Origin of the sequence: Glycomyces sp. TRM65418 (assembly GCF_019710475.1) — a bacterium.
Lineage (GTDB): Bacteria > Actinomycetota > Actinomycetes > Mycobacteriales > Micromonosporaceae > Glycomyces.
The window spans coordinates 33,922-48,345 of the sequence record NZ_JAJFAX010000003.1; the positions used below are offsets into that span (position 1 = coordinate 33,922).

Consider the following 14,424-nt stretch of genomic DNA (forward strand, 5'->3'; position numbering starts at 1 on the left):
ACTGTCTCACGGCCTCACGACAGGCCGCGCGCTTCGCCGCAGTCCGGCCCGGAAGCGGATTCGGCCGCCTCCATAGTGCGAAACCTGCCACATTTACCACCAGGTGGAATAACGATGAGAGGATTCGAACGGAAAGATCGGCCCGTCAGCGAACTATGAGGAGCCTTCAGGTGAACAACACTGCCCGCCGCGCCGCCGCCGCCCTGGCCCTGATCGGGACCGGGCTGGCCGCCGCCGCATGCTCGTCCGAGGAAGACACGACCCTCACCGTCTGCACCAACGTCCCCTTCGAACCGTTCGAGTTCCAGGAGGACGGCGAGTACGTCGGCTTCGACATCGACCTCATGAACCTCCTCGGCGAGCGCCTCGACCAGACCGTCGAGATCGTCGAGATCGACTTCGACTCCATCGCCTCCGGCTCGGCCCTCAACGCCGGCACCTGCGACATCGCCGCCTCCGGCCTCACCATCACCGAAGAGCGGCAGGAGGCCATGGGCATGTCCCAGGCCTACTACCGCGCCGACCAGGCCCTCGTCGTCGGCGCCGACTCGGCCACCGCGAGCATCGAGGACCTCGCCGAGATGCGGGTCGCCGTCCAGACCGGCAGCACCGGCGAGGCCTACGCCAACGACAACGCCGGCCAGTTCGGCTACGAGGTCGTCGCCTTCGAGACCATGGGCGACATCGCCTCCGCGCTCACCTCCGGCAGCGTCGACGCCTCGATCGCCGACCTCGCGACCTGGACCGCCATGATCGAGTCCGCCCCCGACCTCAAGCTCGTGCAGACGATCGAGACCGAGGAGTACTACGGCTTCGCCGTCCAGAAGGACGACACCGCGCTCCTCGACGAGGTCAACGCCATGCTCGACGAGGCCTTCGAGAACGGCACGTACGAAGAGCTCTACCTGAAGTGGATCGGTGAGCCCTACACCGGGAACCTCGACCAGCAGTGAGCACCGAAACCCGCGCCCCGGAGCGCCGCATGACGCCGAAGCAGCGGCGGCGCCTCTCGCGCGCCGTCCAGTACGTCGTGATCGCCGCCGTCGTGGCCGTCCTGGCGGCCGTGGCCGACTGGGGCCAGATCGCCGACTCGTTCTTCCGCCTCGACCTGGCCGCCGCCATGTTCCCGGCGGTGTGGACCCCGTTCTGGAACACGATCGTCTACACGCTCCTCGCGTTCGTCTTCGGCATGATCGTGGGCGTCCCGATCGCGCTCATGCGCGTCTCGTCCTTCGGGCCCTACCGCTGGTTCGCCAGGGTGTACGTCGAGATCTTCCGTGGCCTGCCCGCGCTCCTGGTGCTGTTCCTCGTCGGCTACGGCGTCCCCCAGGCCTTCCCGGGCATCCAGTACCCCGGCGGCGTCTACGGCCAGGTCGCGATCGGCCTCGGCCTGACCTCCTCGGCCTACATCGCCGAGAGCGTCCGCGCCGGCATCCAGGCCGTCCCCGAAGGACAGGTCGAGGCCGCCAGGTCCCTCGGCATGAGCCACACCCGCACCATGATCACCGTGGTCCTGCCCCAGGCGCTGCGGATCGTCATCCCGCCGCTGACGAACGAACTCGTCATGCTCACCAAGGACTCCAGCCTCGTGTTCGTCCTGGGCGTCACCACCGCCACCATGGAGCTGACCAAGTTCGCCCGCAACGAGCTGACCGCCAACGCCAACGCCACCCCGCTGCTGGTCGGCGGCCTGCTCTACCTGCTGCTGACCGTGCCGCTCTCGATCCTGGCCCGCCGCCTGGAAACCCGAGGAGACGCCCGATGACATCGAATGGAACCACCGAGCCCGAACCGCTCGTGCGCATCCGGGGCCTGCGCAAGCGCTACGGCGACAACGAGGTCCTGCGCGGCATCGACCTCGACCTCGCCGAAGGCGAAGTCGTGTGCCTCATCGGGCCCTCCGGGTCCGGCAAGTCCACCCTCCTGCGCTGCGTCAACCTCCTGGAGACCCCCAGCGGCGGCACCATCGTCGCCGCCGGGCACGACATGACCGACCCCGACGCCGACCTCGACGCGGCCCGCCGCGAGATCGGCATGGTCTTCCAGCACTTCAACCTCTTCAGCCACCTGTCGATCCTCGACAACGTCGCCATCGCCCAGCGCCGCGTCCTCAAGACCCCGCGGAGCGAGGCCGAGGCCGAGGCGCGGCGGCGCCTGGCCGAGGTCGGCATCGAGGGCAAGGAGCGGTCCCGGCCCGCGCAGCTCTCCGGCGGCCAGCAGCAGCGCGTCGCCATCGCCCGCGCGCTCGCCATGGGCCCCAAGCTCATGCTCTTCGACGAGCCCACCAGCGCCCTCGACCCCGAACTGGTGGGCGAGGTCCTGGCGGTCATGAAGGGCCTGGCCGCCGAGGGCATGACGATGCTCGTGGTCACCCACGAGATGAGCTTCGCGCGCGAGGTCGCCGACCGGGTCCTGTTCCTCGACGGCGGCGTCATCGTCGAGTCCGGGCCGCCCGCCGAGGTCCTCACCGCTCCGAAGACCGAACGGGCGCAGAGCTTCCTCCACCGCGTCCTCCACCCCGTCGACTGACATCATTGGAGGCATGAGCCTCCTCCAGCAGCACGGCCACGACCAGACTCTCGAGAAGACCCTGTGGCGCGGCGGCCGCGTCCTCAGCCCGTCGAGCCCCGCCGCGACGGCGCTGCTCACCGAAGGCGACCGCATCGCCTGGGTCGGCCCGGACGCGGACGCGCCCGCCGCCGACCGCACCGTCGACCTCGACGGCGCGCTGGTGACCCCCGCGTTCGTCGACTCCCACGTCCACCTCACCGGCACCGGCGCGTCCCTCGTCGGCCTCCACCTCGCCGGGTCGCGTTCGGCCGCCGAAGTCCTGGAACGGGTCGCGGAAACCGCCGAGGCGCTCGCGCCCGACGCGGTCGTCCTCGCCGGCGGCTGGGACGAGACCGCCTGGGCCGACCCCGCCCTGCCCGCCGCCGAAGCGGTCGAACGGGCCGCCGGGGGCCGCCTCGTGTACCTCTCGCGCACCTGCGGCCACACCGGGATCGCCGGGCCCCGGCTCCTCGCCGAGCACCCCGGCCTCGCCGGACTCGACGGTTTCGAGGCCTCCGGGGTCCTCACCCGCGCCGCCCACCGGGCCGCCCGCGCCCACCTCCAGACCGCCGTCCCGGTCGCCCAGCGCCTCGCCGACGCCCGCGCGGGCCTCGCCCACGCCGCGAGCCTGGGCATCGCCGCGGTCGCCGAGATGGCGGTCCCCAACCCGGCCGACCCGCTCATCGAAGACGAGTTCCAAGGCCTCATCGCGCTCGGCGGCGAACCCGGCCTCCCTGCCGTCTACGGCTGGTGGGGCGAGCTCGCCGCCGCCGAGAAGGCCCGGGACCTCGGCGCGCACGGCTGCGGCGGCGACCTCTCGGTGGACGGCTCCATCGGGGCCCGCACCGCGTTCCTGCGCCAGCCCTACCGCGACACCGACACCGTCGGCGCGCAGTACCTCACCGCCGAGGACGTCGCCGCGCACCTCCTCGACTGCCACCGCGTCGGACTCCCGGCCGCGTTCCACGCCATCGGCGACGCCGCCGTCGAGACCGTCCTCGACGGCCTCGACCGGGTCGAAGACGCCCTGGGCATCGACGCGATCCGCCAGGCCCGCCACCGCATCGAACACGCCGAGCTGCTCGACTCCGCGCTCATCGCCCGCATGGTCCACCACGGCGTCCACGCCTCCGTCCAGCCCGCCTTCGACGCCGCCTGGGGCGGTCTCGACGGCATGTACGCCGCCCGGCTCGGGCGCGCCCGAGCGCTGGCCGCGAACCCGCTCTCGAAGCTCGCCGGCGTCGGCGTCCCGCTCGCCTTCGGCTCGGACTCGCCGGTGACCGCCCTGGACCCCTGGGGCGGCGTCAGGGCCGCGCTGCTGCACCACTACCCCGTCTCGCGGCTTCCGATGGCCGCGGCCTTCTCCGCGGCCACCAGAGGCGGCTGGAGGGCCCTCGGCATCGCCGACTCCGGGTCCCTCGCCCCGTCCATGCGTGCGAATTTCACCGTGTGGGACCTCACCGTCGAGGCCCTCCCCGACCTGAGTGACCCCGACAGCTCCGATCCGACGTGCTCCATGACCGTCGCGGGCGGTCGCCTCGTGTACTCGCGTGCCTGACCAGGGGCGCCGCGAGGCGCCAGGGCGATGCGAGAAAAATTACGGGGCCAAAATTCCGACCCGGTCGACACCCCCTACGCTGTTTGGCTTACGGTGGTCTGGTCCTCGGCGGACGACCCGAACCGGAAGACCGCCGAACGTCGGGGGCGACTCGACTTGCTTTGCTCCCACGCAGACTGGACAAGGTGGCGGCGCGGCCGCACCGCTACCGGCGGCCAGGTCCAGATCGCGGGGGTCGGCGGAGGAAGGCGAGCCGGTCGCCGGTGGTGGACCCGCGGCAGACGCCGGTGATCCCTAGACAACAACTCGTAGACGCTCAGCCAGACGGGTGCGAGTTGGTCCGAAGATCACCAGCGGAGGCGGCAGGGGACACCGGCCGTACAGGGACTGGGAGAAACCCGTGCGAGGGGCGTAGCCGGACACAGCTGCGCCCCTTTGCCGTGTCCGCAGTAGGCTGGAACCCCACCTGACGCGGCGCGAGGGCCCCTCGCGTCGCGCCCGCAGCCATCGAGGAGCGCCCTTCTTGAGCACCGTGATCGAGGACCGCGACGCCGCCGAGCCGGTGCCCGCTCCGAAGCGCCGACCGGGCCTCCTCGTCGACACGCCCCTGGGCCGACGCCTCAGTCTCCCCGCCGCGCTCGTCCTCGCCGCCGCCTCCGGCCTCCTCGCCGTGCTCGCCTTCCCGCCGTATGGGATCTGGCCGCTCGCGGCCGTCTCCGTCGCCGGGTTCGGCGCCGCCGTCCACCGCCGCCGCCTCCGCGGCGGCCTCGGCGTCGGCTTCGTCTTCGGCCTCGCCTTCTTCCTGCCCCTCCTGGCCTGGTCCTCCACCCAGGTCGGCCAGTGGCCCTGGCTGTTCCTGTGCGCCCTCGAAGCCCTCGCCATGGGCCTGCTCGGCGCCGGCCTCGCCGCCTGCTCGCGCCTCATCGACGCCCACCGCTGGAGCTGGGCGCCCCTCACCGGCGTCGCCTGGGTCGCCCAAGAGGCCCTGCGCTCCCGCCAGCCCTTCGGCGGGTTCCCCTGGGGACGCCTCGCCTTCAGCCAGGCCGACGCCCCCACCGCCGCCGCCGCGTGGCTCGGCGGCGCGCCCTTCCTGAGCTTCCTCGTCGCCCTCACCGGCGGCCTCCTCCTCGCCGGCGGCTTCGCGGTCGCCGCACGGCACGCCGCGGGCCTCCGCAAAGCCGCCGCCCTCACCGCCGCGGCCGTCCTCACGGCGCTGGCCCCCCTGGCCCTCCCGATCGGGTCGACCGCGCCGGCCGGCGACACCGTCGACGTCGCCGTCGTCCAAGGCAACGTCCCCCGCCTGGGGCTGGGCTTCAACGAGCAGCGCCGCGCCGTCCTCGACAACCACGCCCAGGCCACCCTCGACCTCGCCGCCGCCGTCGACGCGGGCACCGCCGAACGCCCCGACCTCGTGATCTGGCCCGAGAACGCCTCGGACATCGACCCGCTCGCCAACCAGGACGCCTACGAACGCATCAGCGAGGCCGCCGCCGCCATCGGCGTGCCGATCGTCCTCGGCGGCATCGTCCACAACGACGACGGCACCCTCGCGAACATGAGCATCGTCTGGGACCCCGAGCGCGGCCCCGAGTTCATGTACTCCAAACGCCACCCGGTGCCCTTCGCCGAATACGTGCCCTACAAGGGCTTCTTCAGCACCGTCGCCGGATGGATCGACCCGCGCATGTCCGAGGGCCTCGACAACGTCGCCGGATTCGAGCACGGGCAGAACCCCGGCGTCATCCCCGTCGCCGGCACCGAGATCACCGGCCTCATCTGCTTCGAGATCGCCTTCGACGCCGAGACCCGCGACTCCGTCGTCGACGGCGCTCAGCTCCTGGTCGTCCAGACCAACAACGCCACCTTCGACACCAACGAGGCCCAGCAGCAGCTCGCCATGGTCCAGCTGCGCTCCGTCGAGCACGCCCGGGACGGCCTCATGGCCTCCACCGTCGGCGTCTCCGGCTTCACCGACCACACCGGCGAGGTCTTCCAGGCCACCGAGTTCAACACCGCCGCCGTCATCCAGTCGGATCTGCGTCTCTCCGACAGCTCGACGCCCGCCTCCACAGTGGGTATCCTGCCTGAAGCGGTCCTCACCAGCGCGGCACTGGTGGCCCTGGCCTGCGCTCTCGCACTCACCATCCGGCACCGCCGCAGCCAGACCTAGAAAGCCGAAGCCATGAGCCAGACCCCGGACCGACACGACACCGGCAGAGGCACCGGTCCGGCCATTGTGGCCATTCCGACGTACAACGAGCGCGACAACCTCGAGACCACCGTCGCCGCCGCGCTCGACGGCTGCCCGCAGATCGACGTCCTCATCGTCGACGACTCCTCGCCCGACGGCACCGGTGACATCGCCGACGCCCTCGCCGACGCGCACCCCCAGGTCCACGTGCTCCACCGCGCCGAGAAGCAGGGACTCGGCGCGGCCTACCTCGCCGCGTTCGCGTGGGCCGCCGAACACGGCTACGCCACGGTCGTCGAGATGGACGCCGACGGCTCCCACGACCCCGCCGACCTGCCGCGGCTCCTCGACGCGCTCGACCGCGGCGCCGACGTCTCGATCGGCTCCCGGTACGTCCCCGGCGGCTCGGTCCGCAACTGGCCCCTCCACCGGCTCGCCCTCTCCCGCGGCGCCGGGATCTACACCCGCGCCCTGCTCGGCCTGCACGTCCAGGACGTCACCGCCGGCTACCGCGCCTACCGCCTCGACGGCCTCCACAAACTCCAGCTCGACACCGTCAACTCCGTCGGCTACTGCTTCCAGATCGACCTCACCTGGCGCGCGGTGAAAGCCGGGTTCACCATCACCGAGGTCCCCATCGTCTTCACGGAGCGCCGCGCCGGCGCCTCCAAGATGAGCGGAGCGATCACCGTTGAGGCCCTGTGGAATGTGACGCGATGGGGTCTCGCCCACCGCGCTCGCCAACTGCGGCGCGCGTTCCGGCGTGGCAGAATCGAGGGGTGACCTACCAGCAGCCGCCCGCGGCCCCGAAACGGGCGCCGTTCGCCCTCCGGCTCGCGCTGGCGGTGTGGGTCGTCAGCGAGGCCGCCGCCTTCTTCGGCCTCGCCTACTTCATCGGGATCTTCTACACGATCCTCGTCTCCGTCGGCACGACCTTCCTCGGCGTCGTCCTGGTGCGGTACGTGGGCGCGAGGTCCTTCCGGGCCGCCCGCGACTACCTCAACTCCGGCGGCGACCCCTCCCGCGAACTGCCGAACGGCTCCGCGATCGCCGGGGCCGTGTGCCTCATCGTCCCCGGCTTCGTCACCGACCTCATCGGCCTGCTGCTGCTCTTCCCGCCCACCCGGCTCCTCTTCCGGGGCCTGGGCCGGTGGATCGCCGCCCGCACGCCGGTGATGCGCTTCGGCGGCGGCGACGTCATCGACGGGGAAGTGATCGACGAGCGCGATCCCGACGCGCCGGTCAAGTACGACGAGCGCTACGGGCACGGCGACGGGCCCCGGTCGATCGACCAAGGCCCGTGAGTCCTGCTTCCGTTACGCCGCTCTAGCGCTCGCCGCGGCGGGCGCGCATCTCCTGCAGCCGCTCGTCGAGGATCTCTTCGAGCTCCTCCATCGAACGGCGCTCGAGCAGCATGTCCCAGTGGGTGCGCGGCGGCTTGACCTTCTTGGTCTCCGGCTCCTCGCCGTCGACCAGCTTGGCCGTCGAACCGTCGAGGCGGCACTCCCACGTGAGCGGGATCTCCGCTTCGACCGCGAAGGGCACCTCGAACCGGTGACCCTGCGGGCAGACGTAGTCACGTGTCTGGCGGGGAGCCAGCTCCGTGTTCCGGTCCGACTCGTAGCTGACGGCGCCGAGACGGGAGCCCCTCAGCATTCTGTCGCTCATGTTCCCCTGCACTTCCTTTGAGCAATCTTGCTCTGAACCACACTGCCGGCCCGGTCAGCCCTGAGCCGGCGCCTGTCCCCACTCGACGACGCTCGCGAGTCGTGAATTCGGCAACTCGATCACGCCGATGCCTGGGGTTTCGCTTCGTACAACGCCGAGACTCCGCCGGGTTCTTCCGACGCGCCCTGACCGACGCGGACCTTCAAGTGTGGCCCGGCACGATCGCGGCCGCCACACACGTCCACTTGAAGTGTGACACAACACCGGCCCCGATCCGCGCGGGCGAGCGGGTGAGATGCCGCTCGCCCCGTCCGCGCCCGACCCGGACCGGACACCAGGGGACGCCCGGCTCATTCGTCCGCGGAGGGACGAAGGAGCCGCGAGCGCCACGTGAACGCCGATCGGGTCGCATCAGGCGGGGAGGGGCCCAGTAAGGTGTGCTGCAGACTCGGCACCCCAACATCTCGCAAGCATCGCCGAGGAGGAGAGTTCTCACATGCACGTGCTTGGAATCGACTTCGGAACCTCGAACACCGTCGCGGTGCTGCGTTCGGCCGACGGACGCGTACGCCCCCTGCTGTTCGACGGCGCTCCGATCCTGCCCTCGGCGGTCTACTACAACTCCGACGGCCGCATGCTCGTCGGCCGCGACGCCGAGCGCAACGCCCGCATGGACCCCGCGCGGTTCGAGCCGAACCCCAAGCGCCGGATCGACGACGGCTCCCTGTTCCTGGGCACGTCCGAGATCCCCGTGCCGCAGGTGTTCGCGTACGTGCTCCAGCAGGTCGCTCTGGAGGCGCAGCGCCAGGCCGGCCAGATGCCCGGCCAGGTCCGCCTCACCCACCCCGCCCGCTGGGGCGAGCGCCGCCGGTCCATCCTCGTCGACTCCGCGCGCCTGGCCGGGCTCCCGGCCCCGCAGCTCATCCCCGAGCCGGTGGCCGCGGCCTCCTACTTCACCTCGGTGCTCGGCACCGCCGTCCCGCCCGGGCGCAGCCTCGCCATCTACGACCTCGGCGGCGGCACCTTCGACGCCACCGTCGTGCGCCGCACCCAGACCGGCTTCGAAGTCCTCGCCGAAGAGGGCATCGGCGACATCGGCGGCCTCGACTTCGACCACGGCATCGTCGAGCACCTCGGCAAGACCTACGGGAACTCCCACCCCGACGACTGGAAGCGCCTCCTCAGCCCCGCCGACGACCGCGACCGCCGCTACCGCCGCATGCTCTACGAGGACGTGCGCGGCGCGAAGGAGACGCTCTCGCGCACCGCGAGCGCCGACATCCACCTGCCCGCGCTGGAGGTCGACGCGCACCTGACGCGCGCCGAGTTCGAGGACATCGCCCGTCCGCCCCTGGAGCGCACGGTCGACTGCCTCCAGCGGGCGATCGGCGCCGCCCGGATGAACCCGGCCGACCTCGTCGGGATCTTCCTCGTCGGCGGCTCCTCGCGCATCCCGATGATCTCGCAGCTCATCCACTCCAAGCTGGGCGTGCCGCCGCAGACGTTCGAGCAGCCCGAGACGGTCGTCGTCGAAGGGGCCGTGCGCGCCGCCTCCGGCCCGGGGCCCTCCGAGCCGCCGATGAGCCGCCCGACGTCGGGCGGCCCGGTGTCCCCGGCCGGGCACATGTCCGGCCCGCGCCCGCCGGTCCAGGCGCCCGTGCAGGCCCCGCAGATGCTGCCGCCGCAGACGAGCTACCAGGCGCCCTCGCCGGCCCCGCAGCAGGCCTACCAGCCGCCGCAGGCCCCCGCGAAGCGCCCGCTCCACCAGGAGCCGGCCGTCCTGGTGACCGGCGCGGCGATCGTGATCCTCATCGTGGTCTTCATCGTGCTGCTGTCCGCGATCCTCGCCTGAGCCGGTCCCTGGACGATCGCGCATCCATCGTGGCGTCTCAGCGATGGGCGCGGGGCCGTTCACGGACTTGACTGGGGGACATGAGCAATGAGAACCACACCATTCTGATCGTCGCCGCGACCGGCAAGGTCGGCCGCCGCCTCACCGCCCGCCTCGCCGAGGCCGGGCACGACGTTCGCCCGGTCTCCCGCAGCACGGCGATCCGCTTCGACTGGCACGACGAGAGCACCTGGTCGGCGGCGCTCGAGGGCGTCCACGCCGCCTACCTGATCCCGCCGGACGAGCCGATCCCGGCCGAGGCGTTCGTCGCCGCGGCCGAGCGGGCGGGCGTGCGGCGCCTGGTGGCCCAGTCGGGTCGGTGCATCCACGTGCTGGCCGAAGCCGTCGGCGTCGGCCCCGAGGCGATCGGCATGTACGCCCTCCAAGAAGCCGTCCGGGCCTCCGACGTCGAATGGACCGTGCTGCAGCCCAACAACTTCAACGAGAACTTCAGTGAAGGCGACTACCACGGCGCGCTCCTCGCGGGCGAGCTGGCGCTGCCGGTGGAGGGCACAGTGGAGCCGTTCATCGCCGTGGACGACATCGCGGCGGTCGCCGCCGCGGTGCTGACCGAGGACGGCCACCACGGCCGGATCTACGAGCTGAGCGGCCCTGAGGCGCTCACGTTCGCCGACGCGATCGAGGTGCTGGCGAAGGCCTCGGGCCGGCCCATGGCCTTCCGCGTCGAGACGCCCGAGGAGCACGCGGCGGTGCTGCGCTCCGCCGAGCTGCCCGAGGACCTGGTCTTCTTCCTCGACGCGATGTACCGCGTCATGCGCGAGGGCGCCCTCGGCGAGGTCGCCACCGGCGTCCAGGACGTCCTCGGCCGCGAGCCGGTCGCCTTCGCCGACTGGGCGGCCCGGGCCGCCGCGGCCGGCGCCTGGAAGGACTGACCGCCGGGCCGAGGCGGCGGCGCCCTCTTCGGGGCGCCGCCGCCTCAGTCCGCCTCGGCCGCGGCGCGGTCGGCGAGGGGACGGAGCCCGTCCCGAGCGCCCGGATGGTCGGTGCTGACCCGCCTCAGGCCCGACCGTCGCGCCGCGCCATCGCGGGCCGGTCGAGGATCTCGACGTACACGATCCGCTCGTGCACGACGTCGAGGATCAGATCGCCCTCGTCGGTCGCGAGCACGACGTTGCGGTGCCCGGGCCCGTACGGCGTCCCGGGCGGATGCTCGGCGGTCCGGATGCTCTGGCAGTAGTCGTCGCCGCAGCCGCACTCGGCGACCAGCCGCAGGTCGCGCGCGTCGATCGCCAGGCTCCGCTCGCCCGACGCCTCGAGCAGGCGGGTCAGCTCGTCGACGAGCTCGGGGTACACCGCTCGCACGAGCGGATGCTCGTCCTCCATACGCGAAGCATAGTGGCGTCCGCTCCGGCGGGCCGCGGTGAGCGGCCCGCACGCCTGCGATCGGGCAGCGGCCGGCGCGTCGGCTAGCATCGGCGCGTGCGACTCACGCTTGAGGTGGACGGCGAGATCCGGAGCCGCCGGCAGATCCCCGACGACGGCGGGACCCGACCGTGATCGACGAGTTCTTCGAGCCGCTGGGCGCCCAGGCGTACGCCCACATCCGCGACCTCGCCGACGGGCGCGGCATCGGCGTCCGCGAGACGGAACCGGTCATCATCGTGTCCGTCGTCAAGCTCTTCATCGCCTGGGAGTTCCGCCGCCAGGTCGAGGAAGGCCGCATCGACCCCGCCGCGCCGATCCGCGTCACCGCCGCCGACCGGCTCGGCGGCACCGGCACCGCCGGATTCCGCTACGACTCGCAGATCGCCGTCTGGGACCTCGCCGCCCTCATGATGGAGGTCTCCGACAGCACCGCCGCCGACCTCGTCGTCAAGCACATGGGCGCCGCCGCGCTCCGCGGCCTGCCCGCCCGCGTCGGACTCAAGGGCACCCGCCTCGTCGGCTCGCCCCGCACCATCCTCGAGGACGTCGCCCGCGACCTCGACGTCTCCGACCTCGAAGCGCTCGCCCACGTCCTCGAGAGCGGCGCGGTCTCCACCGAGGAGCTCCGCCGGACCAGTGCCTGGGACCCCATGCGCACCAACGTCTCCACGCCCGCCGACCTCACCGCGTTCCTGCGGCACGTCTGGAACGGCCCCGAACCCGTCGCCGCCGACGTCCGGCGATGGATGGGACGCCAGCTCACCGGCGGGCGCCTCACCCGCCTCGCCCCCAGCGCCGTCAAGTCCTACGGCCGCTCGGGCTCCCTGCCCGGATGGCTCAGCGAGGTCGCCGTCTGGGAGTGGCCCGACGGCCGCCGCCACGCGATCGCGGTCTTCGCCCGGCCCACCCGCGGCAACTTCCGGGAGATCGAACTCGCCATGAGCCGGGCCGCGCTCGCGCTCACCGAGCGGTTCGGCGCTCAGTAGATCGCGCTCCACGGGCGCGGCGGGTCCACCGGGTCGGTCTCGGCGGCCCGCCTCACGAGGGTGCGCATCCGCTGGTGCTGCCTGAGCAGCTCCGGGGCCTCGCGCATCAGCACGTGCCCCGCGGGCGTGAGCGTCACCTGCCCGCCGCCCCGGTCGAACAGCGCCGCGCCGAGCTCCTTCTCCAACCGCCGGATGCGCTGGCTCAACGGCGGCTGCTCCATTCCCAGGCGCTCGGCGGCACGGCCGAAGTGACGTTCCTCACCCACTGCCAGGAAGCACTCCAGGTGCCGCATGATGTCCACGCGGCAACGATATCAACGCCCGTATCAGCCCATAGCCGTGTTGATATTGGACGGAACGAGCCGTTCCGGCTTGACTGTCGGGCATGAACGACACCGACGATCCCACCCCGCCGATCCGGCGGCGCGGCCTCCTCAAAGGCACCGGCGTCGCCGCGCTGGCGGCCTCGGCCACCGCGGGCGGCATCGCCCTCGCCCAGACCGACGAGGCCGACGCCGCCGAGCCCACCGTGCGCCTGCGCTGGCTCGGGACCAACGCCTGGGAGTTCACCACCGCCACCGCGACCGTGCTCATCGACCCGTGGGTGAGCCGCTTCCCGACCGGGGCCTACACCCCCGAAGGGGCCGACCCCGAGACCGAGATCGAAGTCCACGAGGACGTCATCGACGAGCACCTGCCGCGAGCGGACACCATCCTCGTCACGCACGGCCACTGGGACCACATCGCCGACGTCCCCTACCTCGCGAAGCGGACCGGCGCGACGGTCCTCGGCACCGAGACCCACCTGAACCTCATGCGCGCCATGGACGCCCCCGAAGACCAGCTCTCGCAGGTCGTCGGCGGCGAGTACTACCAGTTCGCCACGGACACCGACGCCCCCTACACCGTCCAGGTCTTCCAGTCCTCCCACTCCGCCGGCGGCGAGCACAAGCGGATCGTCTTCGGCGGCACCCGGCCCGGCGAAGTCCCCAAGCGCCCCAAGCGGATCAAGGACCTCGTCGAAGGCGGCAGCCTCACCTACCTGATCGACTTCGGCGGTGTCTCCTTCTTCAACGCGGGCTCGGCGAACTTCCACGAGCACGAGATCGCGGGAATCCGCCCCACGGCCGTGTTCATCCAGCCCGGCGGCGGCCACACGCCGCGGTACGTCGAGCGGCTGCTGGAGGCCACCGGCTTCCCCCCGTACGTGATCGCCACGCACTGGGACGACTTCGACCATCCGCTCACCGAGCCCGCCGTCCCCGGCGGCGGCCGGGAGGCCCTGGAGGCCCTGCGCGACCGCGTGGCCGCCGCGAGCCCCGACTCCGAGTTCCTCCTCATCGACCACCTGGAGCACCATGTCTTCTGACGTCACCGTCCGCTGGCTCGGCACCAACGCCTGGGAGATCACGAGCGACGGCGCCACGGTGCTGATCGACCCGTACGTCTCCCGCACCTACACCGGCGCGACCAAGCCCGGCGAATTCAACCCCGACACGCCGATCACCGTCGACGAGTCGGCGATCGACGAGCACATCGGCGCCGCCGACTCGATCCTCGTCACCCACGCCCACTTCGACCACATCGCCGACGTCCCGTACGTCGCCGAGCGGACCGGTGCGACGGTCCTCGGCACCGAGACCCACCTGAACCTCCTGCGGGCCATGGGCGCCCCCGACGACCAACTCGCGCAAGTGGGCGGCGGCGAGCTGTACCAGTTCGAGGGCTACACCGTCGAGGTCTTCCGCTCCTCCCACGGCGTCAGCGGGAAGCACAAGAGCCTGCTCTTCCCCGGCACCCGGCCCGGCGAGGTCCCGAAGCGCCCCGAGGTCATCAAGGACCTCGTCGAAGGCGGCAGCCTCGCCTACCTCGTGAGTTTCGGCGCGATCTCGCTGTACTTCAACGCCGTCCCCTCGTTCCACGAGCGGGAGGTCGCGGGCATCCGCCCCACGGCCCTGTTCATGCAGGGGCCCAACCCGCACTACCCGGACTACGAGGAGCGCCTGTTCGCCGCCGTCGGGCAGCCGCCGTACGTGATCCCGACCCATTGGGACGACTACGAGGAGCCGCTCACCGAACCGGCGATCGACCTCTTCGGCGGCGCGGCCCTGGGCGAGAAGGTCGCCGAGCACAGCCCCGACTCGCAGTTCGTGCTCCTGGACCACCTGGAGTCCTTCACGATCGAGGCCTGAGG

General features: G+C 72.0%; 15 protein-coding genes. 12 read left to right on the forward strand and 3 right to left on the reverse strand.

Annotated elements, in window-relative coordinates; translation table 11 throughout:
* Positions 1–170 precede the first annotated feature (170 nt).
* The 7 genes from K3N28_RS08120 (at position 171) to K3N28_RS08150 (ending at position 7,603) form a co-directional block, all read left to right on the forward strand.
* On the forward strand, positions 171–953 hold the full coding sequence (locus tag K3N28_RS08120; protein WP_228091990.1) for a transporter substrate-binding domain-containing protein: 783 nt from the start codon (positions 171–173) through the stop codon (positions 951–953).
* A gap of 29 nt (positions 954–982) precedes the next feature.
* Positions 983–1,765, forward strand: coding sequence for an amino acid ABC transporter permease (locus tag K3N28_RS08125; protein ID WP_374209733.1), 783 nt, complete (start codon positions 983–985; stop codon positions 1,763–1,765).
* Positions 1,762–2,529, forward strand: a complete 768-nt coding sequence (locus K3N28_RS08130) for an amino acid ABC transporter ATP-binding protein (RefSeq protein WP_228091992.1) — start codon at positions 1,762–1,764, stop codon at positions 2,527–2,529. The genes K3N28_RS08125 and K3N28_RS08130 overlap by 4 nt, the downstream gene beginning before the upstream one ends.
* A 13-nt stretch (positions 2,530–2,542) precedes the next feature.
* Positions 2,543–4,108, forward strand: a complete 1,566-nt coding sequence (locus tag K3N28_RS08135; protein WP_228091993.1) for an amidohydrolase — start codon at positions 2,543–2,545, stop codon at positions 4,106–4,108.
* Positions 4,109–4,640: 532 nt separating this feature from the next.
* A complete protein-coding gene (gene lnt, locus K3N28_RS08140) occupies positions 4,641–6,278 on the forward strand; it encodes an apolipoprotein N-acyltransferase (protein ID WP_228092446.1) in 1,638 nt (545 codons plus the stop codon).
* Between the two features lie 12 nt (positions 6,279–6,290).
* Positions 6,291–7,082 carry a polyprenol monophosphomannose synthase gene (locus tag K3N28_RS08145; RefSeq protein WP_228091994.1) on the forward strand — a complete coding sequence of 264 codons (792 nt, stop codon included), beginning with the start codon at positions 6,291–6,293 and terminating at the stop codon, positions 7,080–7,082.
* The gene (locus tag K3N28_RS08150; protein ID WP_228091995.1) at positions 7,079–7,603 is read left to right on the forward strand and encodes an FxsA family protein; all 525 of its coding nucleotides are present in this window, start codon (positions 7,079–7,081) and stop codon (positions 7,601–7,603) included. Before K3N28_RS08145 ends, K3N28_RS08150 begins: the two co-directional genes overlap by 4 nt.
* A 22-nt stretch (positions 7,604–7,625) precedes the next feature.
* Here K3N28_RS08150 and K3N28_RS08155 read toward each other — a convergent pair whose 3' ends face one another.
* A complete protein-coding gene (locus K3N28_RS08155) occupies positions 7,626–7,967 on the reverse strand; it encodes an RNA polymerase-binding protein RbpA (RefSeq protein WP_228091996.1) in 342 nt (113 codons plus the stop codon).
* Positions 7,968–8,463: 496 nt separating this feature from the next.
* Here K3N28_RS08155 and K3N28_RS08160 point away from each other — a divergent pair, with 496 nt between their 5' ends.
* Positions 8,464–9,819: an Hsp70 family protein gene (locus K3N28_RS08160; RefSeq protein WP_228091997.1), complete on the forward strand. Its 1,356-nt coding sequence runs from the start codon at positions 8,464–8,466 to the stop codon at positions 9,817–9,819.
* 80 nt (positions 9,820–9,899) lie between these two features.
* Positions 9,900–10,751, forward strand: coding sequence for an NAD(P)H-binding protein (locus K3N28_RS08165; protein WP_228091998.1), 852 nt, complete (start codon positions 9,900–9,902; stop codon positions 10,749–10,751).
* A gap of 124 nt (positions 10,752–10,875) precedes the next feature.
* On the opposite strand, the gene K3N28_RS08170 is transcribed toward K3N28_RS08165, so the two are convergent.
* Positions 10,876–11,202 carry a hypothetical protein gene (locus tag K3N28_RS08170; RefSeq protein ID WP_228091999.1) on the reverse strand — a complete coding sequence of 109 codons (327 nt, stop codon included), beginning with the start codon at positions 11,200–11,202 and terminating at the stop codon, positions 10,876–10,878.
* 170 nt (positions 11,203–11,372) lie between these two features.
* On the opposite strand from K3N28_RS08170, the gene K3N28_RS08175 reads away from it, so the two are divergent.
* Positions 11,373–12,230 carry a serine hydrolase gene (locus K3N28_RS08175; protein ID WP_228092000.1) on the forward strand — a complete coding sequence of 286 codons (858 nt, stop codon included), beginning with the start codon at positions 11,373–11,375 and terminating at the stop codon, positions 12,228–12,230.
* On the opposite strand, the gene K3N28_RS23335 is transcribed toward K3N28_RS08175, so the two are convergent.
* A complete protein-coding gene (locus tag K3N28_RS23335; protein WP_304608708.1) occupies positions 12,224–12,523 on the reverse strand; it encodes a LysR family transcriptional regulator in 300 nt (99 codons plus the stop codon). The genes K3N28_RS08175 and K3N28_RS23335 overlap by 7 nt on opposite strands.
* Positions 12,524–12,615: 92 nt before the next feature.
* Here K3N28_RS23335 and K3N28_RS08185 point away from each other — a divergent pair, with 92 nt between their 5' ends.
* Entirely contained in the window at positions 12,616–13,599 is a 984-nt protein-coding gene (locus tag K3N28_RS08185; RefSeq protein ID WP_228092001.1) for an MBL fold metallo-hydrolase, read from the forward strand.
* Positions 13,589–14,422 (forward strand): MBL fold metallo-hydrolase, encoded by an 834-nt coding sequence (locus K3N28_RS08190; protein ID WP_228092002.1) that lies wholly within the window; start codon positions 13,589–13,591, stop codon positions 14,420–14,422. The genes K3N28_RS08185 and K3N28_RS08190 overlap by 11 nt, the downstream gene beginning before the upstream one ends.
* The last annotated feature ends 2 nt before the right edge of the window (positions 14,423–14,424 follow it).